The following is a 24,158-nucleotide window of genomic DNA, read 5'->3' as shown; positions in this document are numbered from 1 at the left end:
CGCTCAGATCCGGCGGCCGCGAGAGGGAGGTCGGTCCGGCGGCCCGGGCGCTGATCGCGTACGCCCGCCGCGTGCTCCCCGGCCTGGAGCCGTCGCCGGAGCTCACAAGGTGATGGCGTGCTTGGCCCGTCCGACCGACTCCTCCGAGGCGGGGCCGCCCGGGTTCTCCGTGGCCAGGGCCTGGTTGAGCGCCACGAACGGCCGCATGCGCGCCTCGTACCGGTCGAGCGCGGTCGCGACATCGCCCGCCGCCAGCTCCGCCGCCAGCACGTACGCGCCGACGAGCGCGAGGCTCGTACCCTGGCCCGACAGCGGCGAGGCGCAGTAGCCGGCGTCGCCGAGCAGCGTCACGCGCCCGCGCGACCAGGAGCCCATCCGCACCTGCGCCATGGCGTCGAAGTAGAAGTCGGGCGCCTTCCACATGGCGTCGAGCAGCCGCGGCACCTCCCAGCGCAGCGCGCCGCAGTGCTCGGCGACGAGCCGGCGCTGCTGGTCGAGGTCGCGGTGGTCGTAGGGGATCGGCTCGGCCTCGAAGCCGAGGTTGACGCGGAGCTCGGTGTTGCCGCGCACGGGATAGACCCCGCCGCCGGCCCGGCCCTCGCGCACCCAGACCTGCCAGTCCTCGAGGTCGAGGAAGTTGTCGGCGGTGAAGACCGACAGGTAGGTGCCGAGATGGTGGACGAACTCCGCCTCCGGCCCGAACGCCAGCCGCCGTACCGTGGAGTGCAGCCCGTCGGCGCCCACGACCAGGTCGAACGTCCGCGGCGCGGCCCGCTCGAAGGTCACGTGCACGCCGTGGTCGTCCTGCTCCATGGTGGCGATCGAGTCGCCGAAGACGTACTCGACGTCCCGCCCGGTGCGGTCGTACAGCAGGGCGGTCAGGTCCTCCCGGAGCACCTCGATGTCGTCGTTGTCGAGGCGGCCGCTGCTCATGGCGTGTTCGGTGGAGCGCATGAGCTCGTTGCCGGCTCCGTCGAGCATGGACATGCCGCGCATCCGGGTGCGCACTTCGCGCAGCGGCGCCAGCAGGCCCATGCGGTCCACCACGTCGAGGGCCACGCCGCGGATGTCGATCGCCTGGCCGCCGGCCCGCGGCTCCGGCGCCTTCTCGACGACGGTGGGCGTCAGCCCGTGGCGGCGCAGCCAGTAGGCGAGGGCGGGGCCGGCGACGCTCGCGCCGGAGATGAGGACGGTGGTCATGCCGGCTCCTGGGTTCAGGCGGTGTGTACGGCATGAATGTACAGCGTACATACAGCTATGACAAGCCGTTGACCTGTGATGATGTGCTAGAACAGATGCCTCTGTGCTAGGTTTCTGTCCTAGGACAGAGGAGAAGATGCCCGTCATGGCCGAGCCGCCCTACCTGCGCATCGCCGCCGAGATCCGCCGCCGCATCGCCGACGGCCGGCTCCGGCCGGGCGACCGGGTGCCCTCCACCCGCCAGATCGCCCAGGAGTGGGGCGTCGCGCTCGCCACCGCCACCAAGGTGCTCACCCGGCTGCGCCAGGAAGGGCTCGTGCACGCCCGGCCCCGCGTCGGCACGGTCGTCGCCTCCCCGGCGACCGCCGAGCCGGGCTCGCCCGGCGACCCCGGCTCGGCGGGCTCGCCCAGCTCGGCGGGCTCGCCCGGCGACCCCGGCTCGGCGGGCTCGCCCAGCTCGGCGGGCTCGCTCGGCGAGCCCGCCGGGGAGCTGAGCCGTGAACGTGTCGTGCGCACCGCGATCGACCTGGCCGACGCCGAAGGGCTCGACGCGCTGTCCATGCGCGGAGTCGCCGCCAGGCTCGGCGTCGCCACCATGACGATCTACCGCCACGTCGCCGGCAAGGACGAGCTGGTCCTCCTCATGGCCGACACCGCGTTCGGCGAGCTGGGCTACCCGGAGGAGCCGCCGGGCGGCTGGCGGGCCCGGGCCGAGCGCGCCGCCCGCACCCTGTGGGCGGTGCACCGCCGCCATCCGTGGCTCGCCCAGCTCAACTCCCTGTTCAGGCCGCTGCCCCTGCCCAACCTGCTGGTCCACGGCGAGCAACTGCTCGCCGCGTTGGAGGAGCTCGGCCTCGACGACATGACCAGGATGGACCTCCAGGTCGTGATCTACAGCAACGTCCAGGGCCTGGCCGCGCACCTCGAACGCGAGGTCCTCGCCGAGGCCGCCACCGGGCTGTCGGACGAGCAGTGGATGCGGACGCACGAACCCGCCCTGGGGTCCATCGCGGCCTCCGGCCACTACCCGGCGTTCGCCCGGCTCATGGCCGGTTTCGCGCGCGACGGCTACGACCTCGACCTCGACCGGCTGTTCGAGCTGGGCCTGCGGACCCTGCTCGACGGAGTGGCCGTGCTCGCCCCTGAGGCCCGCGGCTAGGCTCGCACCCGTGAACGGATCCTCCCTCGCAGTCCGGCAGCGTTCCCTGGGCGACCCGTCGATCGAGTTCCCGCTGTGGCCGCCGCTCGTCAACGGCTGCCCCGTCACCAGCACGGCGGAGATCGCCTACCCGGTCGAGGTCGACTACGACTACGACCGGGTGGACCCGGCGCTCTTCGCCCAGCCGGTCGGACCCGACCTCGCCCGGTGGGCGCCCCTGCTGCCGCCGCTGCACGCCCCCACCCTCGGCGAGGGCGGCACGCCGCTGCTGGAAGTCGCCGGCGTCCACGTCAAGGACGAGTCGCGCAACCCGACCTGGTCGCACAAGGACCGGCTCAACCGCGTCGCCGTCAGCGCCGCCGTGGGCGCGGGAGCCCCCGGCGTCGTCGTCTCATCCTCGGGCAACCACGGCGCCTCGGCCGCCGCCTACGCCGCCCGCGCCGGGCTGCCCGCGATCGTGCTCGCCTCGGCGGACTCGCCGCCCGCCGTCCAGTCGTTCGTCCGCGCCTACGGGGCCAGGGTGCTGACCGTGCCGGCCGCGGAGCGCTGGCCGTTGATGCGGCAGATCGTGGACCGGCTCGGCTACCACCCGGTCAGCAACCTGACCGTCACCCACACCGGCCACCCGTTCGGCCCCGAGGGCTACAAGACCATCGCCTACGAGCTGTTCCGGCAGCTCGGGACGGCGCCGGCGGCGGTGTTCGCGCCGACCGGCTACGCCGAACTGCTCTACGGCGTGTGGAAGGGGTTCGCGGAGCTGCGCCGGCTCCGGGTCACCGCGTCGGCTCCCCGCATGTACGCGTGCGAACCGGCCGCGGGCGGACCGCATGCCACGGCCGTGGCCCAGGGCAAGCCCGTCGCGATCGTGGAGCTCGGGCCGACCGACGCGTACGCCATCGCCTGCACCGTGGGCGGCCACCGGGGCGTGCGGGCGCTGCGCGACAGCGGCGGCGAGGCGGTCCTCGTCACCGACGGCGAGCTGCGCGAGGCGCGCCAGGACCTCGCCCGGCAGGGCCTGTGGGTGGAGCTGTCGAGCGCTGCCGGGCTGGCTGCCCACCGGAGGCTGGGCCGGTCGTTCGACGGCCCGGTCGTCTGCCTGGCGACGTCCAGCGGCTTCAAGGACCTGGAGGTGGGACGCGAACGGGCCGAGGTGCTGACCGGCGCCACCGTGGACGACCTGCTGTGACGTTGACGCGGACGGCATCGAGAAGATCCCCGCAGGGCGACCCTCCGACGGAAAGCCGGCACTCCGATCCGGCGGCCCCGCGCCACCGACCAGCTCTCCCGGGCGTGCCGACGGTGGCCGCCGCGGTCACCTGACCCACACGCGCAACGGGCCGACGGGGACGAACCCGTGCCGCCGGGCCGCCGTCACGTCACCCTCATAGCCGACCAGGGGCCGTCCCGGGAACAGCTCGGCGGCCCGGGACAGGACGGCCGCCCAGGCGGTGTCCTCGTCGCCGTCGCGGGCGAACACGTTGGACACCCCGGCGACGCCGCCGGTGGCGTTGAGCGCGAAGCCGTACCCGATCCCGTCGTCGCGCCGCCCGCGAAGGACGGCGACGTCGGGCCGGTCGAGCAGGGCGGGCCTGAACACGCCGGGCGTCTCCCCGCCGAAACAGGCCCGCTCCCAACCGGCGAGCGCGGCGGCGTCCCGGACGACCTCCCACGCGATCCCGTCGACCACGTCGGTCCCGTCGCCCGCGTCGGTCCCGTCGTCCGCGTCGGTCCCGTCGTCCGCGTCGGTCCCGTCGTCCGCGTCGTCCGCGTCGTCCGCGTCGTCCGCGTCGTCCGAGCCGGGGGCCGGGCGGTGGATCCAGTGCGCCTCGAACAGCACCTCGAAGCCCGCCGGGCGCAGATCCAGGGTGGCGAACGAGTCCTTCACCGACGCGCCCGGACCCGCGTCGATGGAGCGCAGCACGTCGTGTTCCGTCGCGGCCGGCGTCAGGGTGACGGCGTCCGGGTAGAACGGCGGGGTGCGCGCCGGGGAGGTCCAGGCGTGGTCGGTGAAGGCGCCGTCGATCCCGTGGGTGCGGCACACGGCGTCGCACCAGACGGCGTTGTTGCGTGCGGCTTCGGCGAGCATGGTCAGGTCCTTCTGTTCGTGTGCCGGGTGGGTGCGGCCGTCAGCGGGTCCTCGGGCCAGGGGTGCCTCGGGTAGCGGCCGCGCAGCTCGGCCCGTACGGACCGGTAGCCGTCACGCCAGAACGACGCCAGGTCGCCGGTCACCGCCACCGGGCGGCCCGCCGGCGACAGCAGGTGGACCAGCAGCGGCACCCCGGCGATGCGCGGCGTCTCCTCCCAGCCGAACAGCTCCTGCAGCTTCACCGCGAGCACCGGCTGCTCGCCCGAGTAGTCCACGCGCACCCGCGAGCCGCTCGGCACCTCCACCCGTTCGGGAGCCACGGCGTCCAGGCGTTCGCTCCACGGCACGAGCCGCCGCAGGGCCGCGGCCACGTCGACCCGCTCCAGGTCGGCGCGGCGGCGGACCCGGGACAGCTCCGGCTCCAGCCAGCGGTCGGCCACGGCCAGCAGGTCGGGCCACCCGGTCACCCGCGGCCACGGGTCGCCGAGGGCGCGGTGGCAGAACGCCAGCCGGTCCCGCACGGCCAGCGCCTCCTTCGTCCAGGTCAGCACGCCCTCGGCGCGCAGTCCCGCCAGCAGCGCCGGGCGCACGTCGGCGTCGTCCAGCGGCGTGGACGACAGCTCGATCGCGCCCAGCCGCTCCACCAGACGCGCCGAGACGTCGCCGCGCCGCCCGCCCGCCGGCACCCGCCAGCCGACCTCCTCCTCGGTCGTGACCGGGACGGCCAGCCTGGCGACCTCCTCGTCGATCTCGACCGCCTGCCGCACCCGGGCCGCCGCCGAACCCGTGGGCCGGTCGGCGACCGCCACGGCCAGCCACGTCGCCGACGCCAGCCGGGAGCCCTCCGCCAGGCGAGCCTCCGTGCCGGACGCCATGAGGAAGCCGCCGCCGCGCCTGCGCGCCACCCGCTCGGGGAACGCCAGCGCCACCACCGCTCCGGCCAACGCCTCACCCGTCGGCGTCGTGCCGTCGGCGGGTTGCGTCGCGGCCCGGGCCAGGCGTCTGACCTCCTGGCGCCAGCGCGCCGCGAACCCGTCGCCACCCTGGCGGGCCGACCGCCAGACCTCGACCAGGTCGTCCGAGGCCTGGCGGGGAAGCTGCTCGGACAGCAACGCCACTACCTCGGCGGCGGGCGGCCCGAGGTCGATCAGCGCTCTGGCCAGCCGCGGATGGACCCCGGCCAGCGCCATCCGCCGGCCCCGCCCGGTCACCCGCCCGAGTGCCAGAGCCTCCATCTCCCGTCCGGGCGCCGCCCCCTCGCCGTCCGGCGCGGGCGCTCCTTCCCCCGTACGAGCCGACGACCCGGCGGCGGGTTCCAGGGCGCCGAGGGTGAGCAGGGTGCGCAGGGCGGCCGACAGGGCGGCGGGCGGCGGCGGGTCGAGCAGAGCGAGGCTCCGCGCGTCCGGGACGCCCCAGCAGGCCGCCTGCAGCGCGAACCCCGTGAGGTCGGCCACCGCGATCTCCGGCCGGGCGTGGTCGGCGAGCCGTTCGTGCTCGGCCGGCGACCAGCAGCGGTACACCGTCCCCGGCGCCTCCCGGCCGGCCCGCCCCGCGCGCTGGTCGGCCGACGCCTTGGACACGCGGACCGTCGTGAGGGAGCCCAGGCCGCGGGCGTGGTCGGTGCGGGGCTCGCGCGCCAGCCCGGAGTCGACCACCACCCGCACTCCCGGAACGGTCAGGCTGGACTCCGCCACCGACGTGGCCAGCACCACCCGCCGGGCCGCGCCTGCGGACAGCACCGCGTCCTGGACGCGGGCCGGAGCCTGGCCGTGCACCTGGACAACCTCGACACCCTCACCGGCGAGCATCCCGGCCACCCGGGCGATCTCGCCGACCCCGGGCAGGAAGCACAGCACGTCGCCGTCTCGTTCGGCGAGCGCCCGCCGTACGACGTGGGCCACGTGCGACAGCAGCGCGGGATCGACGCGCAGGCCGTGCGGCGGCGGGACCGGGCGGGGCGGCGGTGCCCACACGGTCTCGACCGGGTGCGCCGTCCCCGCGGCGTGGACGACCGGAGCGGGTCGTTCGCCGCCGAGCAGCCGCGCCCACGGCGCGGCGTCGGCCGTCGCCGAGGTGGCGAGCAGGCGCAGGTCGGGGCGGAGCGTGTCGCGCACGTCCAGCAGGAACGCCAGCGCGGTGTCGGCGTCCAGGTGGCGCTCGTGGCACTCGTCCAGCATGACCACGTCCACGCCGGTCAACTCCTGGTCGCGCTGCAGGCGTTGGAGCAGCACGCCGGTGGTGACGACCTCGACCCGGGGATCGGCGCCGACGTGACGCTCGCCGCGGATCGTGTAGCTGACGCCCATCCGCGCGGCCGCGGCCCGCACGGCCAGCCGTCTCGGTTCGGCGACCAGCACGCGCAGACCCGCCCCGGCCAGCGCGAGCGGCACGACCGTCGTCTTGCCGGTGCCGGGCGGCGCGGTCAGCACGGCCGAGCGGTGCCGGTCCAGCACGTCGAGCAACTCGGGCAGGACGGCCCGAACGGGCAACTCGGTCCGCTCGGGCGGGTCGGTCCGCTCGGCGAGTTCGGGCGGGTCGGGCAGCGGGTCGGGACGGGTCATGCGCGGCCGGCGGGGCTGCTCTCGCGGCCCGGGCCGGGCGTCCCGGCGGGGCCGGGCTGCGGCGGAGCGGGCGCCGCGAGGGGCAGGGAGCCGCGGGCGGCGGACAGCACCGAGTCGAGCAGGCCGGGGAAGCGGGTTTCGAGGTCGTCCCGCCGCAGGCTGAGGTAGATCCGCCGGCCGTCCTGCTTGGACAGGATCAGGCCGGCCTCGCGCAGCGCGCGGTAGTGGTGCGAGACGGTCGACTTGTGCAGCCCCAGGTCCCACCCTGCGTCGGCGCAGGTGAGCTCCCGCTGCTCGGCCAGCTTGTGGAGGATCATCAGGCGTACGGGGTCGGACAGCGCCCGCAGCACGTCGGTGAGCTGGATGTCCTCCGTGGCCGGGTGAGGGAGCAGGCGCATGGCACGACGATACCCGGCCAATTTGTTTGACAAGAATCCAACTTTCCGCAACGTTTGATCCTTGTCCAACAGTCGTGCCCGGAGGTCCCGTGAAGCACTCCCTCTATCCCCTCGCGCTCGGCAACTTCGCGATCGGCACCGGCATGTTCGTGACCGCCGGGCTGCTGCCGCCGATCGCCGGTGACCTCGGCGTCTCGCAGTCGGCGGCCGGTCAGGTGATGACCGTCTTCGCGCTCGCGTACGCCGTGCTCTCGCCGGTCCTGGCGGCGCTCACCGCGCGTCTGTCACGCAGGAGGGTGCTGCTCATCGCGCTGGCCCTCTTCGTGCTGGGCAACACGCTGACCGCTCTCGCCCCCACGTACCCGCTGGTCCTGGCCACGCGGGTGGTCGCCGCGGCCGGGGCGGCGATGTTCACGCCGACGGCGTCCGGGGTGGCGAGCGCGCTGACCGACCCCGAGCGCCGGGGCCGCGCGCTGGCGCTGGTGATGGGCGGGATCACCGTCTCGTCCGCGATCGGGGTGCCCCTCGGCACCTGGCTGGGCGGGATGTCGAGCTGGCGGGCCACCGTCTGGATGGTGGCGGGGCTGGGCGTGGTCGGGTTCGCCGCGGTGGCGCTGCTGGTGCCCGACGTCAGGCTCACCACGACGGCCGGGCTCCGGGGGCGGTTCGCCCCGCTGCGCGACCGGCGGGTGCTGGTCGTCCTGGCCACGCAACTGCTCATGTTCGCCGCCGGGTTCACCGCCTACACCTACATCGGCTCCCTGTTCGACCTTCCGCTGACGGCCGTGCTGTGGGCGTGGGGCCTGGGCGGCGTCGTCGGCAACCAGATCGGCGGGCGACTCACCGACGTGTACGGCCCGCGCCGCATGGTGCTGATCGCGCTGACCGCCTCCACCGGCTTCCTGGCCCTCATCCCCGTCGCGAACCTCGCGCTGCCCCTGGCACTGGTCTGGGCGTTCCTGTGGGGAGCACTCGGCTGGCTGATCGGCCCCGCCCAGCAGTACAGGACGGTGGCGGCGGTGCCCGACAACGTGCCGATCGGGCTCGGGCTGCTGTCGTCGGCGCAGTACGTCGGCCTGTTCGCGGCGGGCATCGCGGGCGGCGTCGCCCTCGACTGGTACGGCCGGACGGGCGTGGTGGTGCTCTCCACCGGCCTCGCCCTGGTGACGCTGCTGTTCACGCTGGCGACCTACCGCCCCGAGCCGCGGCCCGCCCCCACGGAGGCCGCGGGGGTGTAGACGAAAGTACGTTCTCCGGCACCTCCCGCATCCGCCAGAATGACGCGGTGTCCCACCCCCACGATGATGACTCCCACCACGACCCCGACCGCGACGGGGAGGCCGCGCAGGAGCGCGAGCCCGCGCCGAGCGGCGACCCGCGTGACGAGCCCGCGCCGTTCGGTGCCGTGGTGCTGCTGACCACCGGTTCCGCTGTGGCGATCATGGCGGCCGTGGCCCTGCTGTCCTGGCCGGAGAACCTGAAGCTGCTCCTGCTCGGACCGATCACGCTGGTCGTGTGGGAGGTGATCACGTACGAGGTCTGGTGGCGCCGTTGGTGGGGCGCCGTCCCCGGCGCGGTGGCCGGCCTGGCGATGTACGGGGAGGGGCGCCAGGCGCTGGCCGACGTCATCGGCGACGCCTGGGCCCATCCGGTGGCCTACGTGACGGCCTGGGCGCTGTTCGCGGTGATCTTCGCGGTGGCCAGCCGGTGGCCGCGCACGAGTTTCGGCGTCAGCCCTGGGCCGGGATCCAGCCCAGGGTGACCGCCAGGATGACGAAGAGCCCCAGCACGATCCGGTAGATCACGAAGCCGGTGAACCGGTGGCTGCTGATGTAGCGCAGGAACCATGCCACCGCCGCGTAGCCCACGAAGAACGAGATGACCGTGGCGAGGATCGTCGGCCCCCACGCCGGAGCCTGACCTTCGCCGATCTCGGCCAGCTCCAGGAATCCCGACGCCAGGACGGCCGGGATCGCCAGCAGGAATGAGTAGCGGGCCGCGTCCTCGCGCCGGTAGTCGAGCAGCAGGCCGGCCGTGATGGTGCCGCCGGAGCGCGACACTCCGGGGATGAGGGCGAGCGCCTGCGCGAACCCGTACACGACGGCGTGCGGCAGGCTGAGGTGCTTCTCCAGCGTGAGCTTGTTGCGCGCCGTCCGGTCGGCGAACCACAGGATCAGCGCGAAGACGATCAGCGTGGTGCCCACCAGGCGCAGGTCGCGGAAGACCGTCTCGATCTGCGTCTTGAGCACCAGGCCGAGGACGCCGATGGGGATGGTGCCGGCGATGACGTACCAGCCCATGCGCGCCGCGTGGTGCGAGCGCAGTGCGGGGGTCCACAGGGCGCGGGTCCAGATGGAGACGATCTCCCAGATCTCGCGCCGGAAGTAGATGAGCACGGCGGTCTCCGTGCCGAGCTGGATGACCGCGGTGAACGCCGCCCCCGGGTCCTGCCAGCCGAAGAAGGCCGAGACCACCCGGATGTGGGCGCTGGAGGAGATGGGCAGGAACTCCGTCAGCCCCTGGAGGAGCCCCAGCACCACCGCTTCGAACCAGCCGATCACTACCGCACCTTTCCCGAATGCCGTGACCAGGTGAGGCTAGCGGATCCGGGGACCGAGCAACTGCTCGCGCAGGGCGGTGAGCTGGTGGGAGTGCTCGACCGAACGGCTCTCGTCGAGCGAGTCGAGCGCCAGCAGCAGCGCGTCGGCGACGACGATGCCGGTCAGCGGCTCGGCGGTGATGCCGGTCGGGGTGTGCGGGGCGGCCAGCACCGCGTCGACGCGCTCGGCGAACGTGCCGCCGAGCTCGTCGGAGACCAGCACGACGCGCGCGCCGACCGCGTGCGCCCGGTCGACCAGGATGTCGATCTCGGGCAGCTTGCGGCCCGGCTGGAAGACGACGACCGCCTCGCCGTGGCCCAGCGCGAGCAGGTCGTCGGCGAGCGAGAAGCCGGTGGCCGAGCTGGCGCGGGCCCGGTGCCCGCGCCGGCCCAGCTTGAGGGTCAGGTGCCGGGCCGCGGGCTCGGAGGCGCCGATGCCGTAGATCAGCACCGCGTCGGCCCCGGCCAGCACCTCGACGGCCCGCTGGAACGCCTGGGGATCCCACAGCCGCTGGCAGTGGTCGATGCGCTCGCGCGCCTCGTCGAACACCCTGGCCCAGATCTCCGACAGGTCGTGCCCGACGTGGCTGATGCGCTGCTGGAGACGGACGTCGGGGGCGACCGTGGAGCTGAACTCGGCCGCGAGCGCCCGCTTGAGCCCCGGCAGGCCGCCGAAGCCCAGGCGCTGCATGGTGCGCACGACCGTGGCGTTGCTGGTGCCCGTCGCGGCGCCCAGCTCCTGAGCGCTGGAGAACAGGATCTGGTCGGGCGCGGCCGAGACCAGGAACTGGCACACCGCGCGCTCCGCGGGGGACAGCTCGTCCCACAGCCGCCGGACCGAGCCTCTGAGCTGCTCGATCGGACTCTGCGAATTCTCCATTACGCCCCTTGACTTGTCCGTAGCGAGCGTTACAGTCTCTGGAAACGACCGCTACAAGAACGCCCGCCTCCGTAGTGAACGTTACAGGATCCGGGTGGCCCAAGGAGCAGCTTTGAGCCTCACATCCCTGCCCCTCGTCGAGATCTCCGGCGCGCCCCGCGAGCGCGGCCGCCAGTACGGAGAGCAGGCACGCGAGCTGGTCCACCATGCGCTGGCCTACTACGCCGAGGCGTTCGGCCACTCCAGCGGTCTGACGTGGGAGCAGGTCACGCGGCGGGCGGCGCGCTGGGTGGAGCCGAGCCGGGCGTTCGCCCCCGAGCTGGTGGAGGAGATGGAGGGCATCGCCGAGGGGGCGGGCACCGGGCTCCTCGACATCATGGCGCTCAACGCCCGGGGCGAGATCATCTACGACACGTCGTTCGCCTCGATGGAGCCCGACGGCTGCACCTCCTTCGCGCTGCTGGAGGAGGCGTCCGGCGACGGCCACGTCTACGCCGGCCAGAACTGGGACTGGCGCAGCGGCGTCGCGGGCACCGTCATGGTGCTGAGAGTGGTCCAGCCCGGCGCGCCCACCGTGATCACGCACGTGGAGGCGGGGCAGGTCGGGCGGCAGGGGGCCAACTCGGCGGGCATCGCGCTCAACGCCAACGGCCTCGGCGGGCGCTTCGACGAGCGGATCGGCGTGCCGCAGACGCTGATCCGCCGCCGTGTCCTCGACAGCCCCAACCTCAACGCGGCGCTGGAGGCGCTGACCAGATCCCGCGCCCACATCGCCAGCAACGCCCTGATCACCCACCGGGAGGGCTTCGCCATCGACCTGGAGACCACGCCGGGCCCCGTAGGCTGGATGTACCCGTCCGACGGCCTGCTCGTGCACGGCAACCACTACCAGGCGTTCATGCCGCCCCAGCTCGCCGCGACCTACCGGCCCGGCTCCGCCGACTCGCTGTTCCGCGTCCCGCGTGCCGAGAGCGGGCTGCGCGTCGTGCGGCAGTCGTCCGGCACCGACGAGGCACGTAAGCGGATCAGACAGGCCATGTCCGACCATCTCGGCCACCCCGAGTCGTTGTGCACCCACCCCGACGAGACCCAGCCGGCCGTGCGCCGGTGGGCCACCCTGCTGTCGAGCTGCGTCGACCTCACCACGGGCGACTACTTGATCGCTGCCGGTACGCCGTGCGACCACGAGTACGAGCGCGTGCCCCACAACCTCTACGACGGACCGCACGGAGAGACATCGTGAAGAAGACACTCGCCCTCGCCGGGTTGATGGGGCTGGTCGCCGCCTGCGGCGGCCCCGCCGCAGGCGGAAGGGCGCCCGACCCCGCCAAGCTCACCCTCGTCGACCGGACGACCGCGGCCACCGGTCCGCTGGAGTCGGCCACCTGGCTGCTCGACGAGGAGCCGGGCACCCTCGACCTCGACGTCGACGGCGGCACCCCCAACCGCACGGTCCTGGCCAACGTGTGCGAGCGGCTCATGCAGACCCAGCCCGACATGACCGTCAAGCCATGGCTGGCCGCGAAGGTCGAGCGGCCCGACCCCAAGACCCTGGTGCTCCAGCTGCGCACCGACGCCACCTTCCACGACGGCTCGCCCGTCACGGCCGACGACGTGGTGTGGAGTCTCAAACGCCACGCGGGCGAGGGCATGGACGAGTCCGATGAGTTCGAGGACGTCGAGTCCATCGTCAAGACCGGCGAGCACGGCGTGACGATCACCTTCGAGAAGCCCAACGCGCTGTTCGAGCAGGCCATCGCGGGCGGGGCGGGCATCGTGTTCAACAGGAAGGTGGTGGAGGAGCACGGCAAGGAGTTCGGCAGCCCGGACAGCCCCGACGCCTGCAGCGGCCCCTACCGGCTCAAGGAGTGGAAGTCGGGCAGCCACCTCACGATCGAGCGCTACGCCGCCTACTGGAACAAAGACGTCAAGCCGCTCACGAAGACAGTGAGATTCCTGTGGGCCGACGAGACCGCCCTGGTCAACAGCCTGGCCACCGGCGCGGCCGACGGCGCCTACCTGTCCGACACCGGTCCCGCCGTGGCCCTGCAGGGCAACCAGGCGGTCACCGTGGCCTTCGGGCCGACCACCCGGGTGTTCGTGCTGCTGCCGACCGACCGGGGCGCGCTCAAGGACCCGCGGATCCGCCGGGCCCTGTCCCTGGCCGTCGACCGGGCCGGCATCGTCAGGTCCGGGTTCGCCGGCCTCGCCAGGCCGTGGAAGGTGCCGGTGGGCGCGGGCGCCTGGTCCTACGAGAGGCAGACGTTCCAGACGGCCTACGACGGCCTCGACGGCGCCCCCGACACGCCGCAGCTCGACGCGGCCAGGAAACTCGTCCAGGAGGCCGGCGTGCCCGCCACCCCGATCGTCGTGGCCACCAACGGCGAGCAGACCCGCAACGTCATCGCCAACGCCGTGGTCGACGCCGCCAAGAAGATCGGGCTGACCGCGCAGATCAAGACGGTGCCGGCCGCCGAATACGGCTCCTTCTACACCGACAAGGCGCTGCGCGCCCAGGTCGACCTCGTCCCCGACGACTGGTACATCACCAAGGCCGACCCCATCGGCTTCTACGACAACGGCCTGACCGGCTCGTCCAACAACTGGGTCGGCTACAGCTCGCCCGCCTACGACAAGCTCGTGGCGTCCGCGCTGGCCGCCACCGATCCGGCGCGGCGCGCCAAGGACGTCATCGAGCTGCAGCGGCTCTTCACCGCCGACATGGTGTGGATCTCGCTGGCCGAGGTGCCCAACGCCGTCGTGCTGGGCGGCAAGGTGACCGGGCCGCCCGCGTCCCAGGTCCACCTGGGCTACCCGTGGGCCGTCGACCTCGGGCGCAAGGGCTGAGCCGTGATCCATAAGCTGGCGGGCTTCCTCGCGACGCTGCTGGCCACCTCGTTCGTCATCTTCGGGGCCGCCTACGCGGCTCCCGGCGACCCGGTGACGTTCCTGGCGGGCGGCAAGGACAACCTGTCGCCCGAGCACATCGCCGCCGTCCGCGCCCAGTACCACCTCGATGATCCGTTCCTGGTGCAGTACGGGCGCTGGCTGGGCGACGCGGTGACCGGCGACCTCGGCCGCTCCCTCCAGTACAACGACCAGGTCGGCGACCTGGTCGCGGCGCGGCTGCCCAGCACGCTCGGCCTGGTCGCCTACAGCACCGTGCTGTTCGTGCTGTTCGGCGTCGGGCTGGGCGTGCTGGCCGCGGTCCGCGGCGGGCGGGTCGACGCGGCGGTGGTGGCGGGCACGACGTTCGCCACGTCCGTGCCGCCGTTCGTGCTGGCGGCGGCGCTCATCTCGCTCTTCGGGGTGCAGCTCGGGTGGTTTCCCGTCATGGGCGGCGGGTCCCTTCGGCACCTGACGCTGCCCGCCGTGACGCTCGCGACCGGCGCGCTGGCGATCATCAGCCGGGTGACGCGGCAGGCGATGGTCGAGCAGCGCGAGCTCGACCACGTCACCGTGGCCCGCGCCTCGGGGCTGTCCGAACGGCTGATCGTGGCCCGGCACGTGCTGCGCGGCGCCCTCGGGCCCATCGTCACCATGTGCGGGCTGGTCACCGCGGGCATGCTGGCGGGCACGGTCGTCGTGGAGACCGCGTTCGGCATCAGCGGCGTCGGCTCGCTGCTGGTTCACGCCATCAACACCCACGACTTCCCGGTGACACAGGCGGTGCTGCTGCTGATGGTCGCCGCCTACATCACGGTCACCACGCTCGTCGAGCTGCTCCAGCCCTTGATCGACCCCCGCACCCGAAGGACCGTCTGGTGACTCCTCCGATCCCTGAAGGGAGCGGCTTCTCGCTAAGCCGCTTCCGCAGCGTCGCGAAGGGCAAGCCCTGCCCTGAGGATGTTGGTCGCCGCGTTCACGTCGGCGTGTGCGGTGTGCCCGCACGCCGTGCAGGCGAACGCGGCTTGGGTGAGGCGGTTGTCCTTCGCGCAGTGCCCGCAGCGGGCGCAGGTGCGGGAGGTGTTGCGGGGATCGACTGCGATCAGCTCTCGACCGGCGCTTTCAGCCTTGTGCGCGAGGATCGTCAGGAACACCCCCCAACCCGCGTCCAGGATGCTCCGGTTCAGGCCGGCCTTGGCGGCGACGTTACGGCCGGGTGCGTCGATCGTGCCGGACGCCGAGCGGGTCATGTTGGTGATCCGCAGGTCCTCGTGCACGATCACGTCATAGCCACGGACCAGGGCGAGCGCGGTCTTGTGCGCGCCGTCCACCCGCTGGCGCCGGACCTTGGCGTGCAGCGCCGCCACCCGGGCGGCCGCCTTACGGCGGCGCTGGGACCCGCGCTTGTGGCGGGCGAGAGCTCGCTGGGCCGATGCCAGACGGCCGGCGCAGGCGGCCAGGTGCCGCCGGTTGTCGATGCGGTGGCCGTCGCTGGTCGTGACCAGCGAGGCGACACCCAGGTCGATCCCCGCGACCGCACCCGTGGCGGGCAGCGGCTGCGCGGGCACGTCGTCGCACGACAGCACGACGTACCAGCGGCGGCCTTCACGCTTGACGGCGATCGTCTTGACCCGGCCCTTGACCGGGCGGTGCTGGTGCACCCGGACGTGGCCGACGCCCTGAAGGCGCACGAACGTGGCGGCCGGATGCTCGGGCTGGGAGTCCCACCGGCAGCCGTCACCGTCCTTCGGCCACTGCACCGCGTCGAACCAGCCCCGCCCCTTGAAACGCGGGAACCTCGGCCTGCGCCCGGCCTTGACCCGGTCGAAGAACGCCCGGAACGCCTTGTCGAGCCGTCGCAGCGTGGCCTGCTGGGAAGAGAACGACCACCGGCCCTGACCCTCCCCATCGTCGGCGCGGATGTGCTTCAACTCCGCCGACTGATCGCCGTACCGGACCGTGACACCCGCCTTGGCGTAGGCGGTGCGCCGGTGCTCCAACGCGGCGTTGTACAGCTGCCGGTGATCCTCCAGGCAAGCGGCGAGCGCGGCGGCCTGCCTGCTGGTGGGGCGCAGCAGGAACTTGAACGACCTGCGCACACCCACCTCCCACGCTCGGTAACGACGCGACCACGGTACCGACAGGCACCGACAAAACCCGGAAGGAGACCCGTGATGCGCAGACCTGGCGGGTCAGGGCACGCTCGGGCCTTGACGGCCCTCCCGCTCCCGATTCCCCCGGCGGCTGAAGCCGCCGGTCCCCTCGGGAGGCTCTGATGGCTGTGATCCCGATGCCGGGGATGCCGCGCCCGGCGAGGCCGGTCGGCCACCGGCTCGCCGTCGGCTTCCTCGCCGTCGTCGTGCTGGGCGCGATCCTGGCGCCCCTCGTGGCACCGTACGAGCCGGACGCCGTCGACTTCGCCGCCACGCTCGCGCCGATGTCTCCCGACCACCCGCTCGGCGCCGACCAGTCGGGCCGTGACCTGCTGTCGCGGATCCTGCACGGCGCCCGCACCTCCCTCGTCGGCCCGCTGGCGCTGCTGGCCGTCGCCTCCGTGCTGGGCGTGGCCCTCGGCACCCTGGCCGCCTGGCACCGAGGCTGGGTCGACGCCGTCGTCGGGCGACTGACGGACGTGATGTACGCCTTCCCCGGGCTGCTGTTCGTCGTGCTGATCGTGGCCGTGTTCGGCAACGGCATGACCACGGCCGTCCTCGCGCTGGGGCTGGCCTACGCACCGACGATCGCCAAGTACACCCGGAGCATCGCCATCACGGAGTCCACGAAGCCGTACATCGACGCCTACAAGGTGCAGGGCATGGGCGGCTTCGCGATCTGCGCGCGCCATCTGGTGCCCAACATGGCCCGCCCGATCGTCGGCTACCTCGTCGTGCTGTTCGGCGAAGGGCTGATGAGCCTGGCCACGCTGAGCTTCCTCGGGTTCGGCGCGCAGTCGCCGTCCTCCGACTGGGGGCTCATGGTCAAGGAGGGCCAGCCGGCCATCGTCCAGGGCGCCTTCCTGCCGGTGCTGGTGCCGGGAGCCGCCATCGCGCTCGTGGTGGTGTCGTTCAACGTGATCGGCGTCCGGATCGCCGATCGCATGGGCGTGAGGGGAGCATGATGCTGCTGTCCGTCGAAGGGCTCACGATCGACGCGGGTGGCCGGCGGCCGATCCTGCGTGACGTGTCACTGACCGTCGGCGCCGGTGAGATCGTCGGCCTGGTGGGCGAGTCAGGCTCGGGCAAGTCGACGATCGCCCGCTCCGTGCTGCGCCTGCTGCCGCACCACGCGCAGGTGTCAGGGCGGGTGCTGGTCGAGGGCGACGACGTGCTCACCATGACCGCCGGGCAACTGCGCGGTCTGCGGGCCTCCAGGGTGGCGATGATCTACCAGGATCCGCGCTCGTCCCTCAACCCGGTCCGCCGGATCGGCGACTTCATCACCGAACGCCTGGTGCACACGCTGGGCCGCCCGAAGGGGGAGGCCAGGGCCGCCGCCCTGCAACTGCTGGTCGCGGTCGGCCTGCGCGAGCCGGAGCTGCGCCTGCGCCAGTATCCGCACGAGCTGTCCGGCGGCATGCTCCAGCGCGTGGTCATCGCCGCGGCGCTCGCCGCCGGCCCGTCGCTGCTGCTGGCCGACGAGGCCACCAGCGCGCTCGACGTGACCACCCAGGCCGAGACGCTGGCGCTGCTGCGCAGGGTGCAGGCGGCGCGTGGCCTCGGCATGCTGTTCATCACCCACGACCTGCACCTGGCCGCCGCCTTCTGCGACCGCGTGCACGTCCTGTACGCGGGCACGGTGGTGGAGTCACGCCCGGCCAAGGAACTGTTCGGCGACCCACGCCACCCCTACACCGCCGGTCTGCTCGCCTGCACCCCCGGACTGGGCGACCCGCGCCCCATCCGGCCCATCCCCGGCCGGCCGCCCTCGCTCGACGACGCCTTCACCGGCTGCCCGTTCGCGCCCCGCTGCCCCCACACCTCCGACCGCTGCACCGCCCGTCGACCCGAGCCGGTGCCCGTCGACGGCGGCACCGCCGCCTGCCACCTGCTGGAGGTCTGATGCTCGTCGTCGACAGGTTGCGCAAGGCGTTCGGGCGTACGGTCGCCGCCGATGACGTGTCCTTCACGTTGGCCGCCGGGGGGTCGCTCGGGCTGGTCGGCGAGTCCGGGTCGGGCAAGACCACGATCGCCCGTATGCTCGTCGGGCTGGTCACCCCCGACTCCGGCACGATCACGGTCGGCGGGCGGGCCCGGGGCGTCAAGGAACGCGGCCGGGCGGCGCGGCTGCGGCGGGCCCGCGAGATCCAGATCGTCTTCCAGGACCCCTACGTCTCGCTCGACCCGCGGCTGACCGCCACCCAGTGCCTGCGCACCGCGCTCACCCTGCACGGCAAGGACCGGTCGCGCGCCGACGAGCTGCTCGACCAGGTGGGGCTGGGCAGCCGCGAGGCGGCTGCCCGCCCGCACCAGCTCAGCGGCGGCCAGCGGCAGCGGCTGGCGATCGCCAGGGCGCTGGCGGTCGAGCCGTCCGTGCTGGTCCTCGACGAGGCCGTGGCGGCGCTCGACGTGTCGATCCAGGCGCAGATCCTGGAGCTGCTCGCCCGCGTGCGGAGGGAGTCGGAGGTGGCGCTGCTGTTCGTCAGCCACGACCTCGCGGTGGTGCGGCACCTGTGTGACGAGGCGCTGGTGCTGCACCGGGGTGTGGCGGTGGAGCACGGACCGGTCGAGCAGGTCCTCGCCGACCCCCACCACCCGTACACGAGGTCCCTGCTGGACTCCGTCCCCCACCCCGGCTGGGACCCGGCCCACGTCACCCGTTGGGACGGGGCGAGGCGGTGAGGGCCGTGGGGATCTCCTGAGTGGTCTCGGCGTGAGGGGTGAGGGCCGTGGGGATCTCGTGAGTGGTCTCGGCGTGAGGGGTGAGGCGGTGAGGTTCTCGTGAGTGGTCTCGGCGTGAGGGGTGAGGCGGTGAGGTTCTCGTGAGTGGTCTCGGCGTGAGGGGTGAGGCGGTGAGGTTCTCGTGAGTGATCTCGGCGTGAGGGGTGAGGCGGTGAGGTTCTCGTGAGTGATCTCGGCGTGAGGGGTGAGGCGGTGAGGTTCTCGTGAGTGGTCTCGGGGTGACGGTCGTCGGTTTCGTGGCCGCAACCACCGACGGCGCATCCCAGGAATCAGCGATCGAGCGACGGTGTTGTCCGGGTCACCGCCGGGCCGGGGTTGTGCTGCGCCATGCAGTGCCGCGATCAACCGCATGCCCCAGGGCAGACCACAGAGGAGACATCGCCGATGGTCAGTGTCAGCATGGAGACGCCGGAACAGACCGAAGGGCGTCTCCGCCGTGTGATCGCCCAAGCCGTCCTTCTCGTGCACGATGGCGTCTGGTGCTTCGAAGAGTCCCCCATCGACCAGCCGCCGGTGCTCACCGGCGACACACTGGCCGTGGTCCGCGACGACCAGAGGTGGAGCCGCCTGGTCCCTCTCACCCAAGAGCAGGAACACCTCGAACAGTTCGGGATCTTCTCCTTTCACTTCCCCGCTGAGCTCGACAACAGCGGCTTCGTCGGCTGGCTGGCCGGCCTGCTCAAGGTGAGATTGGGGACCGGGGTGTTCGTCATCTGCGGGAGCAACCGCGCCCGTGGCGGCATCTATGACTATTGGGGTTGTCCGATCGGTGTGCTCGACGAAGCCGTCGCCGTCATTGAGGCACTGCGCGCCGGCTGACCCGCGCTCCCCGCCCGCGCCCTTCCGACGCGAACGCGGCACCAGCGCGGCACCAGCGCGGCGCGGGTTCACGCGGAAGGCAGGGTTTTGCCCCATTCCACGGCGAAGGGGGTGAAGTCCCGGGCCGGGCGGCCCAGGGCTTCGCGGACTCCGTCGCTGACGTACGCGTTGCGCCCGTCGAGGACCTCGGCGAACAGGCCGTTCAGCATCGCCACCTCGTCCTCGGGCACGCCCTGCTCGATGGCTCCCGCGGCGAACTCCGCCGCCGTGACCGGCAGGTAGGTCACTGGCCGGCCGAGCGCCGCCGTCAGGTCGGCGGCCGCGTCGGCGAAGGTGAGCAGCCGCGGCCCGGACAGCTCGTACAGCCGGCCCGCATGGCCGTCCTGGGTGAGCGCGGCCACCACCACGTCGGCGATGTCGTCCGCGTCCACGAACGGTTCGGCCACGTCGCCGGCGGGCAGCGCGATCACCCCGTCGAGCACCGCGTCACGCAGGTAGCCCTCGCTGAAGTTCTGCATGAACCAGGCGCAGCGGACGACCGTCCACTCCAGCCCGGAACCCTGCACGACCCGCTCGCTCGCCTCGGCCTGCGGCTCGTTGCGGCCGGAGAGAAGGACGATCCGCCGGACACCGTTCTTGGTGGCGAGCGCGGTGAACGTCTCGATGTCGTCGACCGAGCCGGGGACGGCCAGGTCGGGGTAGTAGGTCACGTACACCGATTCGACGCCCCGCAGGACGTCGGCCCAGGTGCCGCGGTCCGTCCAGTCGAAGGACGGTGTGGCGGAGCGTGAGCCGTTCCTGACGGGACGGCCGAGAGCGGTGAGCCTGTCGATCACACGGCGGCCGGTCTTGCCGGTTCCGCCCAGCACCAAAGTTGTCATGCCTCCAGTAAGCCCGAAGATCTTTGGACTCTCCATGGTTGAGAAGCGCACTTCCATATGCGATCGTCTCATCTATGGATCATCTCGCCGCCCTCCTCGACGGACCGCGCGCTCGCGGCGCGTTCCTGCTCCGCTCCGTGCTCAACCCGCCCTGGTCGCTGCGCGTCCAGGACGAGGCGCCGCTCACCCTGGTGGCGATGGTCCGGGGCGGTGCGTGGGTGGTGCCGGACGACGGTGACCCGGTGCGCGTCGCGCCGGGTGACGTGGCCGTCATGCGCGGGCCCGACCCGTACGTGGTGGCCGACGACCCGGCCACGCCGCCGCAGATCGTGATCCACCCGGGCCAGCGCTGCACCACGCTGGCCGGCGAGGATCTCTATCAGGAGATGGAGCTCGGCATCCGGAGCTGGGGGAACGACCCTCACGGCGGCACCGTGATGATCACCGGCACCTACCAGATGGAGGGGGAGGTCGGCAGGCGGCTGCTGGAGGCGCTGCCCACGACGCTGGTCCGGCCGGGCGGCCCGATGATCTCGCTGCTCGGTGCCGAGGTGGTCAAGGACGAGCCGGGTCAGGACGCGGTGCTGGACCGGCTGCTCGACCTGCTGCTGATCGCCACGCTACGGTCGTATCTCGCCACCCACGAGGCTCCCGCCTGGTACCGCGCGCAGAGCGATCCGGTGGTGGGAAAGGCGATGCGGATGCTGCACAACAACCCCGCCCACCCGTGGACGGTCGCCACGCTGGCCGAGGCGGTCGGCGTCTCGCGGGCGTCGCTGGCCCGGCGGTTCACCGAGCTGGTGGGGGAGCCGCCCATGGCGTTCCTCGCCGACTGGCGGCTGGCGCTGGCGGCCGACCTGCTGCGCGAGCCCGGAGCCACGGTCGGCTCGGTAGCCCGGAAGGTCGGCTACGGCAGCTCGTTCGCGCTCAGCGCCGCCTTCAAGCGGGTCCGCGGCGTCAGCCCGCAGGAGCACCGGGCGGGGGCCGGCTGGTGAGACCGCTGCTGCTGGTCGACGTGGACGGGGTGCTCAACCCGTTCGGCCGGCCGGAGCCGGGTTTCCGGCGCTACCACTGCACGATCGGCTCCGAGGCGTACACCGTGCACCTCGACGCCAGGCACGGCATCCGGCTGCTGGAACTGGCCCTCGCCACGGGCGCCGAGCTGGCCTGGGCCACCACGTGGGAGCACCACGCCAATCACTGGATCGCGCCCCGCATCGGCCTGCCCGAGCTGCCGGTGGTGCCCATGGGGCCGGCCCGCGACAGCGAGCTGGGCGAGATGTTCAAGACGCCCCATGTGGCCGCGTACGTCGAGGACAGGCCGTTCGTCTGGTTCGACGACCAGGTGCGCGGAGAGGATGAGCGCTATCTCCGGGAACGTCAGGGTCTCGACCGCTTCCTGCTCGTCTCAGTTGATCCCGTGGGCGGCCTGACCAGGGAACACCTGGCCACGGCCCGCAGGTGGCTGACCCTGTCGGGGTTTTCTCAGGGTCCCTGAGGGGATCTGGACCGTCTGGTTGTCCGTTCTCCTAGTAGGTACAACCACACGGAGGCACTGATGTACCGCTCACGAGAGCACAGGATCCTGGCCGGCGTCTGCGGCGGCCTGGCCGACAAGTGGGGTCTGCCCCCGACGCTGGTTCGCATCGTCTGGCTGCTGCTGTCGCTCCTTCCGGGCCCGATGTGGGTCGCCTACGTCCTCATGTGGATCTTCATCCCCGAGGAGCCGAAGAAGTACTGAGCCTCCCCGGGGAGAGGGACGCGCCGCGGCGTCCTATCCTTTGAGCATGAAGGCGAGGCCGCTGACACTCATCCAGGATGACCTGGTCGACTACGACAAGGCGATGGAGCGCATGGCCGACCTCGTCGGCGAGCGCCAGCGGGACGAGCGGCCGGACACGCTCTGGCTGCTCAGCCACCCGTCCGTCTACACCGTCGGCCGCCGCACCCCGGCGGCCCATCTGCCCGATCCCTCGCGCGGCATCCCGGTGGTCGAGACGGGCCGCGGGGGGCAGCTCACCTACCACGGCCCCGGCCAGCTCGTCGGCTACCTCGTCGTCAAGCTCGGCGACGACGAGGGCATCGTCGACTACGTCCGCGAGGTGGAGCTCCGGCTCGTCGACGCGCTCGGCCGGATGGGCCTGCCCGCCGAGCGGCGCGACACGCCCCCCGGCTCGGAGCTGCTGACGGGCGTCTGGACGAAGGAGACGGGGCGCAAGATCGTCTCGATCGGCATGCGCCAGAGCCGGGGCGTCACCAGCCACGGCTTCGCCCTCAACGTCGACGGCGACCTGTCGCCGTGGCAGTGGGCGGTCGCCTGCGGCATGCCGGACGTCGACATGACGTCGCTGCGGCGGGAGCTGGGCGACACGGCGGCGGACCAGGTCCGCTCGGTCGTGGCCGCCGCCTTCGAGGCCGCCTGACCGCGCGGGTGCACCCGCACGTCGGCGTCCGGCCGACGCCTGGACGGTCGCGGACGGGTGAATGACGATCACCGCCGGCCGTCCCGGGCGGCGTCGAGAACATCGGCGGTCGACGGCCCCTGTGAGCGGTCCCTGGTCTTGAGTCGCCTGACCAGCTCCGCATTCGTCGGCCGGGCCGCGATATCCGCCGGCTCCTTGGCGACGAACGCGGACCGGGACATGCCCGCCTCGGCCGCATGCTCCTTCAGTGACTCCGCGACCGGCTCAGGGACATCACGGATGTACGGCTTCGCCATAGGCGGACGCTAGCAGGTTGCCGGCATCCGACCATGGCGTTGGGCGAGAACGGCGGCGGGCGTCCGGCTCGTCGTCGCGCGCCGGGACTCTCACGCGCTGAACGCGTCGATCATCGCCTGGTCGAACGCCTTGAGGTCGTCCGGCTTGCGGCTGGTGACCAGCATGTTGGGCCCGGCCGTGCAGACGACCACCTCGCGGTCCACCCACTCCGCGCCGGCGTTGCGCAGGTCCGTCCGCAGGCTGGGCCACGAGGTGACCATGCGCCCGCGCACCACGTCCGCCTCGACCAGCGTCCATGGCGCGTGGCAGATCGCGGCGACCGGCTTGCCGGCGTCGAAGAAGTCGCGGACGAAGCGCACCGCCTTGTCGTCCATCCGCAGGAAGTCGGGGTTGGCGACGCCGCCCGGCAGCACCAGCCCGGCGAAGTCGGCCGCCGAGACGTCCTCGACCGTGGCGTCCACGGCGAAGGTGTCACCCTTGTCGAGGTGGTTGAAGGCCTGGATCTGGCCGGACTCGGTGGAGATCAGTTTCGGCGTGCCGCCGGCCTGCTTGACGGACTTCCACGGCTCGGTGAGTTCGATCTGCTCGACCCCTTCGGGGGCCACGAGGAACGCGATCGTCTTGCCGTGCATCATCTGGATTCCCCCTTGATGAGCGTTTCCTCCCCCCTTTCCGTCCGGTCCGCATGTATGCGCCGGGTGTGCAGGCGGGCGTGCACGGCCCAGGCCGCGACCGCGCCCACGGCGTACCAGAACAGGTCCGGCGGGTTGAACGTGCTGCCGAGCAGCGGTCGCAGCACCGGCGGGATGCCGGCGAGCTGGGCGAACTCGATCGTCCAGCTCAGTCCGGCCGCCGTCAGGGCCGCCACGGCGGGCCGGACGCGTGGCCACACCAGCACGACCAGCAGGAGGATGAGCACCGTGTAGAGCGCGTCGCCGGCGTGCTCGGCGACCGGACCGTCGCCCAGCGCGCGCACCCCCAGGCCCGCGGCGACGGTCAGCAGGGCGGTGAGGAGGACGGGCAGGCGGGGCATCGCCTCACCCTATTTGGGTTGACCGGGACAACTACTAT

The 24,158-nt window shown here is 72.6% G+C and carries 26 protein-coding genes; 15 read left to right on the top strand and 11 right to left on the bottom strand.

What is annotated here, in order from left to right; all coding sequences use genetic code 11:
* Positions 1 to 102: 102 nt before the first annotated feature.
* A complete protein-coding gene (locus ACGF0J_RS27660) occupies positions 103 to 1,200 on the bottom strand; it encodes an FAD-dependent monooxygenase (RefSeq protein ID WP_393150193.1) in 1,098 nt (365 codons plus the stop codon).
* 145 nt (positions 1,201 to 1,345) lie between these two features.
* Here ACGF0J_RS27660 and ACGF0J_RS27655 point away from each other — a divergent pair, with 145 nt between their 5' ends.
* On the top strand, positions 1,346 to 2,359 hold the full coding sequence (locus ACGF0J_RS27655; RefSeq protein WP_393150191.1) for a TetR/AcrR family transcriptional regulator C-terminal domain-containing protein: 1,014 nt from the start codon (positions 1,346 to 1,348) through the stop codon (positions 2,357 to 2,359).
* Positions 2,360 to 2,369: 10 nt separating this feature from the next.
* Positions 2,370 to 3,545, top strand: coding sequence for a pyridoxal-phosphate dependent enzyme (locus ACGF0J_RS27650; RefSeq protein ID WP_393150189.1), 1,176 nt, complete (start codon positions 2,370 to 2,372; stop codon positions 3,543 to 3,545).
* A 126-nt stretch (positions 3,546 to 3,671) separates the two neighbouring features.
* Here the strand turns inward: ACGF0J_RS27650 and ACGF0J_RS27645 are convergent, their stop codons facing one another.
* Genes ACGF0J_RS27645 through ACGF0J_RS27635 form a run of 3 tightly spaced genes read right to left on the bottom strand, consistent with a single transcriptional unit; the run spans position 3,672 to position 7,404 of the window.
* On the bottom strand, positions 3,672 to 4,445 hold the full coding sequence (locus tag ACGF0J_RS27645) for a hypothetical protein (protein ID WP_393150187.1): 774 nt from the start codon (positions 4,443 to 4,445) through the stop codon (positions 3,672 to 3,674).
* Positions 4,446 to 4,447: 2 nt separating this feature from the next.
* Complete coding sequence (locus tag ACGF0J_RS27640; protein WP_393150185.1) at positions 4,448 to 7,006, bottom strand: ATP-dependent RNA helicase; 2,559 nt, start codon at positions 7,004 to 7,006, stop codon at positions 4,448 to 4,450.
* Positions 7,003 to 7,404 (bottom strand): ArsR/SmtB family transcription factor, encoded by a 402-nt coding sequence (locus tag ACGF0J_RS27635; protein ID WP_393150183.1) that lies wholly within the window; start codon positions 7,402 to 7,404, stop codon positions 7,003 to 7,005. The genes ACGF0J_RS27640 and ACGF0J_RS27635 overlap by 4 nt, the downstream gene beginning before the upstream one ends.
* A gap of 89 nt (positions 7,405 to 7,493) precedes the next feature.
* Between ACGF0J_RS27635 and ACGF0J_RS27630 the strand changes: the two genes are divergently transcribed.
* Positions 7,494 to 8,642, top strand: coding sequence for an MFS transporter (locus ACGF0J_RS27630; protein ID WP_393150181.1), 1,149 nt, complete (start codon positions 7,494 to 7,496; stop codon positions 8,640 to 8,642).
* Between the two features lie 47 nt (positions 8,643 to 8,689).
* Positions 8,690 to 9,166, top strand: a complete 477-nt coding sequence (locus ACGF0J_RS27625; protein WP_393150179.1) for a hypothetical protein — start codon at positions 8,690 to 8,692, stop codon at positions 9,164 to 9,166.
* Here the strand turns inward: ACGF0J_RS27625 and ACGF0J_RS27620 are convergent.
* Both ACGF0J_RS27620 and ACGF0J_RS27615 read right to left on the bottom strand, forming a co-directional pair.
* On the bottom strand, positions 9,135 to 9,965 hold the full coding sequence (locus ACGF0J_RS27620) for an undecaprenyl-diphosphate phosphatase (protein WP_393150177.1): 831 nt from the start codon (positions 9,963 to 9,965) through the stop codon (positions 9,135 to 9,137). The genes ACGF0J_RS27625 and ACGF0J_RS27620 overlap by 32 nt on opposite strands.
* A gap of 36 nt (positions 9,966 to 10,001) precedes the next feature.
* The gene (locus ACGF0J_RS27615) at positions 10,002 to 10,883 is read right to left on the bottom strand and encodes a MurR/RpiR family transcriptional regulator (RefSeq protein ID WP_393150175.1); all 882 of its coding nucleotides are present in this window, start codon (positions 10,881 to 10,883) and stop codon (positions 10,002 to 10,004) included.
* Between the two features lie 112 nt (positions 10,884 to 10,995).
* Between ACGF0J_RS27615 and ACGF0J_RS27610 the strand changes: the two genes are divergently transcribed.
* The 3 genes from ACGF0J_RS27610 to ACGF0J_RS27600 are packed head-to-tail and all read left to right on the top strand — an operon-like array spanning position 10,996 to position 14,651.
* Positions 10,996 to 12,126 carry a C45 family autoproteolytic acyltransferase/hydolase gene (locus ACGF0J_RS27610; protein ID WP_393150173.1) on the top strand — a complete coding sequence of 377 codons (1,131 nt, stop codon included), beginning with the start codon at positions 10,996 to 10,998 and terminating at the stop codon, positions 12,124 to 12,126.
* Positions 12,123 to 13,730 (top strand): ABC transporter substrate-binding protein, encoded by a 1,608-nt coding sequence (locus tag ACGF0J_RS27605; protein WP_393150171.1) that lies wholly within the window; start codon positions 12,123 to 12,125, stop codon positions 13,728 to 13,730. The genes ACGF0J_RS27610 and ACGF0J_RS27605 overlap by 4 nt, the downstream gene beginning before the upstream one ends.
* Positions 13,731 to 13,733: 3 nt before the next feature.
* A complete protein-coding gene (locus ACGF0J_RS27600) occupies positions 13,734 to 14,651 on the top strand; it encodes an ABC transporter permease (protein ID WP_393150169.1) in 918 nt (305 codons plus the stop codon).
* 32 nt (positions 14,652 to 14,683) lie between these two features.
* Here ACGF0J_RS27600 and ACGF0J_RS27595 read toward each other — a convergent pair whose 3' ends face one another.
* Positions 14,684 to 15,868 carry an RNA-guided endonuclease InsQ/TnpB family protein gene (locus tag ACGF0J_RS27595; RefSeq protein WP_393150167.1) on the bottom strand — a complete coding sequence of 395 codons (1,185 nt, stop codon included), beginning with the start codon at positions 15,866 to 15,868 and terminating at the stop codon, positions 14,684 to 14,686.
* Between the two features lie 176 nt (positions 15,869 to 16,044).
* Between ACGF0J_RS27595 and ACGF0J_RS27590 the strand changes: the two genes are divergently transcribed.
* The 4 genes from ACGF0J_RS27590 to ACGF0J_RS27575 all read left to right on the top strand — a co-directional run bounded on the left by ACGF0J_RS27590 (position 16,045) and on the right by ACGF0J_RS27575 (position 19,486).
* Positions 16,045 to 16,887 carry an ABC transporter permease gene (locus ACGF0J_RS27590; protein ID WP_393150165.1) on the top strand — a complete coding sequence of 281 codons (843 nt, stop codon included), beginning with the start codon at positions 16,045 to 16,047 and terminating at the stop codon, positions 16,885 to 16,887.
* Positions 16,884 to 17,828, top strand: a complete 945-nt coding sequence (locus ACGF0J_RS27585) for an ABC transporter ATP-binding protein (protein WP_393150163.1) — start codon at positions 16,884 to 16,886, stop codon at positions 17,826 to 17,828. The genes ACGF0J_RS27590 and ACGF0J_RS27585 overlap by 4 nt, the downstream gene beginning before the upstream one ends.
* Complete coding sequence (locus ACGF0J_RS27580; RefSeq protein WP_393150161.1) at positions 17,828 to 18,607, top strand: ABC transporter ATP-binding protein; 780 nt, start codon at positions 17,828 to 17,830, stop codon at positions 18,605 to 18,607. The genes ACGF0J_RS27585 and ACGF0J_RS27580 overlap by 1 nt, the downstream gene beginning before the upstream one ends.
* 444 nt (positions 18,608 to 19,051) lie before the next feature.
* On the top strand, positions 19,052 to 19,486 hold the full coding sequence (locus ACGF0J_RS27575; protein WP_393150159.1) for a DUF6196 family protein: 435 nt from the start codon (positions 19,052 to 19,054) through the stop codon (positions 19,484 to 19,486).
* Between the two features lie 68 nt (positions 19,487 to 19,554).
* On the opposite strand, the gene ACGF0J_RS27570 is transcribed toward ACGF0J_RS27575, so the two are convergent.
* Positions 19,555 to 20,367 (bottom strand): NAD(P)H-binding protein, encoded by an 813-nt coding sequence (locus ACGF0J_RS27570; protein ID WP_393150157.1) that lies wholly within the window; start codon positions 20,365 to 20,367, stop codon positions 19,555 to 19,557.
* A 74-nt stretch (positions 20,368 to 20,441) separates the two neighbouring features.
* Here ACGF0J_RS27570 and ACGF0J_RS27565 point away from each other — a divergent pair, with 74 nt between their 5' ends.
* The 4 genes from ACGF0J_RS27565 to lipB are packed head-to-tail and all read left to right on the top strand — an operon-like array spanning position 20,442 to position 22,790.
* The gene (locus tag ACGF0J_RS27565; protein WP_393150155.1) at positions 20,442 to 21,362 is read left to right on the top strand and encodes an AraC family transcriptional regulator; all 921 of its coding nucleotides are present in this window, start codon (positions 20,442 to 20,444) and stop codon (positions 21,360 to 21,362) included.
* Positions 21,359 to 21,865, top strand: coding sequence for an HAD domain-containing protein (locus tag ACGF0J_RS27560; RefSeq protein ID WP_393150153.1), 507 nt, complete (start codon positions 21,359 to 21,361; stop codon positions 21,863 to 21,865). Before ACGF0J_RS27565 ends, ACGF0J_RS27560 begins: the two co-directional genes overlap by 4 nt.
* 60 nt (positions 21,866 to 21,925) lie before the next feature.
* Positions 21,926 to 22,108 (top strand): PspC domain-containing protein, encoded by a 183-nt coding sequence (locus ACGF0J_RS27555; protein ID WP_393150151.1) that lies wholly within the window; start codon positions 21,926 to 21,928, stop codon positions 22,106 to 22,108.
* Between the two features lie 46 nt (positions 22,109 to 22,154).
* Positions 22,155 to 22,790, top strand: a complete 636-nt coding sequence (lipB, locus tag ACGF0J_RS27550) for a lipoyl(octanoyl) transferase LipB (RefSeq protein ID WP_393150149.1) — start codon at positions 22,155 to 22,157, stop codon at positions 22,788 to 22,790.
* A gap of 68 nt (positions 22,791 to 22,858) precedes the next feature.
* On the opposite strand, the gene ACGF0J_RS27545 is transcribed toward lipB, so the two are convergent.
* The 3 genes from ACGF0J_RS27545 to ACGF0J_RS27535 all read right to left on the bottom strand — a co-directional run bounded on the left by ACGF0J_RS27545 (position 22,859) and on the right by ACGF0J_RS27535 (position 24,120).
* On the bottom strand, positions 22,859 to 23,086 hold the full coding sequence (locus tag ACGF0J_RS27545) for an antitoxin (protein WP_393150147.1): 228 nt from the start codon (positions 23,084 to 23,086) through the stop codon (positions 22,859 to 22,861).
* A 90-nt stretch (positions 23,087 to 23,176) separates the two neighbouring features.
* Positions 23,177 to 23,722, bottom strand: a complete 546-nt coding sequence (locus tag ACGF0J_RS27540) for a type 1 glutamine amidotransferase domain-containing protein (RefSeq protein ID WP_393150145.1) — start codon at positions 23,720 to 23,722, stop codon at positions 23,177 to 23,179.
* Complete coding sequence (locus ACGF0J_RS27535) at positions 23,719 to 24,120, bottom strand: DUF2809 domain-containing protein (protein ID WP_393150143.1); 402 nt, start codon at positions 24,118 to 24,120, stop codon at positions 23,719 to 23,721. Before ACGF0J_RS27535 ends, ACGF0J_RS27540 begins: the two co-directional genes overlap by 4 nt.
* Positions 24,121 to 24,158 lie beyond the last annotated feature (38 nt).

Source organism: Nonomuraea sp. NPDC047897 (assembly GCF_043204415.1).
GTDB lineage: Bacteria > Actinomycetota > Actinomycetes > Streptosporangiales > Streptosporangiaceae > Nonomuraea.
This window is presented reverse-complemented; position numbering and strand designations above follow the sequence as displayed.

What these genes read in the sequence shown, in the direction of transcription:
- lipB (WP_393150149.1), top strand. Translation starts at nt 22,155, where the DNA reads ATGAAGGCGAGGCCGCTGACACTCATCCAGGATGACCTGGTCGACTAC.
- ACGF0J_RS27645 (WP_393150187.1), bottom strand. Translation starts at nt 4,445, where the DNA reads ATGCTCGCCGAAGCCGCACGCAACAACGCCGTCTGGTGCGACGCCGTG.
- ACGF0J_RS27660 (WP_393150193.1), bottom strand. Translation starts at nt 1,200, where the DNA reads ATGACCACCGTCCTCATCTCCGGCGCGAGCGTCGCCGGCCCCGCCCTC.
- ACGF0J_RS27655 (WP_393150191.1), top strand. Translation starts at nt 1,346, where the DNA reads ATGGCCGAGCCGCCCTACCTGCGCATCGCCGCCGAGATCCGCCGCCGC.
- ACGF0J_RS27545 (WP_393150147.1), bottom strand. Translation starts at nt 23,086, where the DNA reads ATGGCGAAGCCGTACATCCGTGATGTCCCTGAGCCGGTCGCGGAGTCA.
- ACGF0J_RS27570 (WP_393150157.1), bottom strand. Translation starts at nt 20,367, where the DNA reads ATGACAACTTTGGTGCTGGGCGGAACCGGCAAGACCGGCCGCCGTGTG.
- ACGF0J_RS27575 (WP_393150159.1), top strand. Translation starts at nt 19,052, where the DNA reads ATGGTCAGTGTCAGCATGGAGACGCCGGAACAGACCGAAGGGCGTCTC.
- ACGF0J_RS27565 (WP_393150155.1), top strand. Translation starts at nt 20,442, where the DNA reads ATGGATCATCTCGCCGCCCTCCTCGACGGACCGCGCGCTCGCGGCGCG.
- ACGF0J_RS27635 (WP_393150183.1), bottom strand. Translation starts at nt 7,404, where the DNA reads ATGCGCCTGCTCCCTCACCCGGCCACGGAGGACATCCAGCTCACCGAC.
- ACGF0J_RS27540 (WP_393150145.1), bottom strand. Translation starts at nt 23,722, where the DNA reads ATGATGCACGGCAAGACGATCGCGTTCCTCGTGGCCCCCGAAGGGGTC.
- ACGF0J_RS27640 (WP_393150185.1), bottom strand. Translation starts at nt 7,006, where the DNA reads ATGACCCGTCCCGACCCGCTGCCCGACCCGCCCGAACTCGCCGAGCGG.
- ACGF0J_RS27590 (WP_393150165.1), top strand. Translation starts at nt 16,045, where the DNA reads ATGGCTGTGATCCCGATGCCGGGGATGCCGCGCCCGGCGAGGCCGGTC.
- ACGF0J_RS27535 (WP_393150143.1), bottom strand. Translation starts at nt 24,120, where the DNA reads ATGCCCCGCCTGCCCGTCCTCCTCACCGCCCTGCTGACCGTCGCCGCG.
- ACGF0J_RS27585 (WP_393150163.1), top strand. Translation starts at nt 16,884, where the DNA reads ATGATGCTGCTGTCCGTCGAAGGGCTCACGATCGACGCGGGTGGCCGG.
- ACGF0J_RS27555 (WP_393150151.1), top strand. Translation starts at nt 21,926, where the DNA reads ATGTACCGCTCACGAGAGCACAGGATCCTGGCCGGCGTCTGCGGCGGC.
- ACGF0J_RS27580 (WP_393150161.1), top strand. Translation starts at nt 17,828, where the DNA reads ATGCTCGTCGTCGACAGGTTGCGCAAGGCGTTCGGGCGTACGGTCGCC.
- ACGF0J_RS27615 (WP_393150175.1), bottom strand. Translation starts at nt 10,883, where the DNA reads ATGGAGAATTCGCAGAGTCCGATCGAGCAGCTCAGAGGCTCGGTCCGG.